The organism is Rhodococcus sp. (in: high G+C Gram-positive bacteria), from assembly GCF_049591685.1.
Taxonomy (GTDB): domain Bacteria; phylum Actinomycetota; class Actinomycetes; order Mycobacteriales; family Mycobacteriaceae; genus Rhodococcoides.
Genome location: NZ_JBAWFH010000286.1, coordinates 1 through 3,787, shown reverse-complemented (window position 1 = coordinate 3,787; position 3,787 = coordinate 1). Strand labels below are relative to the sequence as shown.

General features: G+C 65.2%; 4 protein-coding genes. All 4 read left to right on the top strand.

Features of this window, described 5'->3' with window-relative positions:
* Window positions 1–301, top strand: a 301-nt coding sequence (locus tag WBQ44_RS11975) for a carboxyl transferase domain-containing protein (protein ID WP_495566909.1), incomplete at its 5' end; no start/stop codon positions are given.
* 8 nt (window positions 302–309) lie between these two features.
* A complete protein-coding gene (locus WBQ44_RS11970) occupies window positions 310–2,382 on the top strand; it encodes an acetyl/propionyl/methylcrotonyl-CoA carboxylase subunit alpha (protein WP_495566908.1) in 2,073 nt (690 codons plus the stop codon).
* Entirely contained in the window at window positions 2,379–3,569 is a 1,191-nt protein-coding gene (locus WBQ44_RS11965) for an acyl-CoA dehydrogenase family protein (RefSeq protein WP_495566907.1), read from the top strand. Before WBQ44_RS11970 ends, WBQ44_RS11965 begins: the two co-directional genes overlap by 4 nt.
* Window positions 3,569–3,787: enoyl-CoA hydratase-related protein (locus WBQ44_RS11960; RefSeq protein ID WP_495566906.1), on the top strand; the 219-nt coding region annotated here is incomplete at its 3' end. The genes WBQ44_RS11965 and WBQ44_RS11960, both read left to right, overlap by 1 nt.

Here is a 3,787-nt window from a genome sequence, read left to right as displayed (position 1 = left end):
GCCGTCGAGCAAGTCCGCTGTCATGGGCGGCGCTCAACTCGCCGGCGTCATCTCCATCGTGGGCCGCGCCGCAGCCGAAGCGCGAGGACAGGCATTCGACGAAGAAGCCGACGCTGGCCTGCGCGCGATGATCGAGAACCAGATCGAAGCCGAATCCCTCCCGATGTTTCTCTCCGGACGCCTCTACGACGACGGCGTCATCGACCCCCGTGACACCCGCACGGTAGTGGGAATGTGCCTGTCGGCCATCACCTCTGCCCCGATCGAAGGCACCGAGAACTTCGGCGTCTTCCGGATGTGAAGCCTTTGATGACTAATTTATCTGGTCACTCCGCAGGCACCGCGCCTGTCAACTCGGTACTCGTCGCCAACCGCGGCGAAATCGCCCGACGTGTGTTCGCCACCTGCCGAACCGAAGGCATCGACACGGTCGCTGTCTTCTCCGACGCCGACTCGAACTCCCCACACGTTCGGGACGCCGACGTCGCCGTTCGTCTGCCTGGCAACTCGTCGGCCGAGACGTACCTGCGCGGAGAACTCGTCATCGCGGCCGCCGTCCAGGCAGGTGCCGACGCCATACATCCCGGTTACGGGTTCCTTTCGGAGAACGCCGAATTCGCCGAGCAGGTGCAGAACGCCGGCTTGACGTGGATCGGTCCGCCGGTCAAGGCGATCGAGATGATGGGCTCCAAGGTCGAGTCCAAGAAGATGATGGCCGACGCCGGTGTGCCGGTACTGGCTCGCCTCGATCCCGCTGCCATCACCGAAAACGAGTTGCCGGTGCTGATCAAGGCGTCGGCGGGCGGTGGTGGTCGCGGCATGCGCATCGTCCGTGAATTGTCCAGGCTCACCGACGAGATCGAGACGGCGCAGAGGGAGGCGCAGTCGGCCTTCGGCGACGGCACCGTGTTCGTCGAACGCTACATCGAGACCGGACGCCACATCGAAGTTCAGGTCATGGCCGATCGGCACGGGACGGTGTGGACGGTCGGCGAACGCGAGTGCTCCATTCAACGCCGACACCAGAAAGTCGTCGAGGAAGCGCCGTCTCCGCTCGTGACGCGGATCGACGGTATGCGCGAGCGCCTGTTCGACGCTGCGCGGCTCGCGACGGAGGCGCTTCGCTACGAGGGCGCGGGCACGGTCGAATTCCTCGCCGACGAGAAGGGCAACTTCTTCTTCCTCGAGATGAACACCCGGCTGCAGGTGGAACACCCCGTCACCGAATGCACGACGGGTCTCGACCTGGTTGCTCTGCAGATTCACGTTGCGGCGGGCGGCGCGCTGCCCGACGAGCAGCCGTCGACCCGCGGGCACTCGATCGAGGTCAGGCTCTACGCGGAGGACCCGTCGCAGGATTGGCGTCCGCAGAGCGGTCTGCTGCACCGCTTCGACATTCCGGGAGCCGAATTCACCGTTGTGGACAAGACCGGCATCAGGGTCGACTCGGGTGTCGAGAGCGGTTCGACGGTCGGTACCTACTACGACCCGATGCTCGCCAAGGTCATTTCGTTCGCTCCGACGCGTGCTCAGGCCGCCACCCTGCTCGCGAAGTCGCTGCAGAGGGCCACCATTCACGGTTTGCTCACCAACCGCGACCTGTTGGTGAACATCTTGCTGCACCCGGCTTTCCTCGCCGGAGACACCGACACCGCGTTCTTCCAGACGCACGGTCTCGAAGTTCTGTCTCAGCCCATCGCGCAGGGACGGGCGCTGCGGATCTCCGCTCTCGCCGCGGCATTGGCCGATGCAGCAGACAATCAGCAGAACGCGCGCGTGGGCAAAGGCCTACCGAGCGGATGGCGCAACCTCCCCTCGCAGCCTCAGCGAAAGACCTACGGCGCGCTCGGGTCGTTCCGCGGGCTCCACTCCGACGACCTAACCGTCGAATACACCTTCGGGCGCTACGGATTGCAGACCGACCTCGACGGCGTCTCGCTCATCGAACGCACCGCCACCCGGGTCGTTCTCGACGACAACAAGATTCGTCGTACATTCCAGGTGGCGCAGTACGGGTCGGACGTCTTCGTGGATTCGCCGCTCGGCCCGGTCAGGCTGACCAGGGCGCCTCGCTTCGTCGACCCCACCGAAGAGGTCGCAGCGGGTTCGTTGCTCGCGCCGATGCCGGGCAACGTCGTCAGAGTCGCTGCCGCTCAGGGCGATACCGTCACCGCCGGTCAGCCGATTCTGTGGCTGGAAGCGATGAAAATGGAACACACCGTCACCGCTCCGGCCGACGGTGTACTCACCGAACTCCATGTCGCCCAAGGACAGCAGGTCGAAGTCGGCGCGATCCTTGCAGTGGTCACCGAGTCCGTGGTCACCGAGTCCGTGGTCACCGAGCCCGTGGTCACCGAGCCCGAGTCAGAAGGAGAATCATGAGCTTCATCGAGACCGAAGAGCAGAAGGGGCTGCGCACCGCAGTCTCCTCGCTCGGCAAGCGCTACAACTACATCGACTACGTGCTCCCGAATGCGCGAGCTGGCGAGCCGTTGACCGAGCTGTGGAACGAAGCGGGCAAGCTCGGCTTCCTGGGCGTCAACCTGCCCGAGGAGTACGGCGGCGGCGGCGCGGGCATCTACGAACTCGCGCTCGTCCAAGAGGAGCTCGCTGCGCACGGCGCCGGACTGCTGCTCGTCGTCGTCAGCCCGGCCATCTGCGGCACGATCATCGGCAAATACGGCACCGAGGATCAGAAGCAAACATGGCTCACCGCGCTCGCCGACGGCTCCAAGATCATGGCGTTCGGGATCACCGAGCCCGACGCCGGTTCCAACTCGCACCAGATCACGACGACGGCCAGGCGGGACGGTGCAGGGGCGAGCGGAGCGACGGGGGATGACACCGGCTGGATTCTGAAGGGCAGCAAGATCTACATCTCCGGCGTCGATCAGGCCGACGCGGTGTTGATCGTTGCCCGTACGGAAGACAGTAGAACCGGCAAACTCAAGCCTGCCCTGTTCATCGTGCCGACAGATGCCGAGGGTCTGCAGAAGACGCAGATGCAGATGGACATCATCGAGCCGGATCATCAGTTCACGCTGTTTCTCGACGATGTTCGACTGCCCGCCGACGCGCTGGTGGGTGAGCCCGACGCGGCACTCATGCAGCTGTTCGCAGGTCTCAATCCCGAGCGCATCCTCGGTGCGGCGATGGCGATCGGTATGGGTCGCTACGCGCTCGACGCCGCTGTGAAGTACGCGAACGAGCGGACGGTGTGGAAGACCCCGATCGGCGCACACCAGGGAATCGCGCATCCCCTCGCCCAGGTCAAGATCGAGCTCGAGCTCGCCAAGGTCATGATGCAGAAGGCCGCTTTCCTCTACGACAACGGCGACGATTTCGGTGCCGCCGAGGCCGCCAACATGGCCAAGTACGCTGCAGCCGAGGCCAGCATCAAGGCCCTCGATCAGGCGATCCAAACCCACGGCGGTGCGGGCCTGACCGAGGAGTACGGCCTCGCCGCCATGCTGGGGGCCGCCCGGATCGCACGCGTTGCGCCGGTCAGCAGGGAAATGATCCTCAACTTCGTCTCGCAGCACTCGCTCGGCCTCCCGAGGTCGTACTGATGGCAGTGCGCGTCGACACCGCCGACGCAGTCACCACGCTCACCCTGGACACGCCGCACAACAGGAACGCGCTGTCGACGCAGCTGGTCCAGGAGCTCACCGCAGGCCTCGTCGAAGCGGGCAAGGACTTGGACGTCCGAGCCGTTGTCCTCACCCACACGGGCGGAACGTTCTGCGCGGGCGCGGACCTCACCGAGGCGGGCGGCACCGTCGAAAGT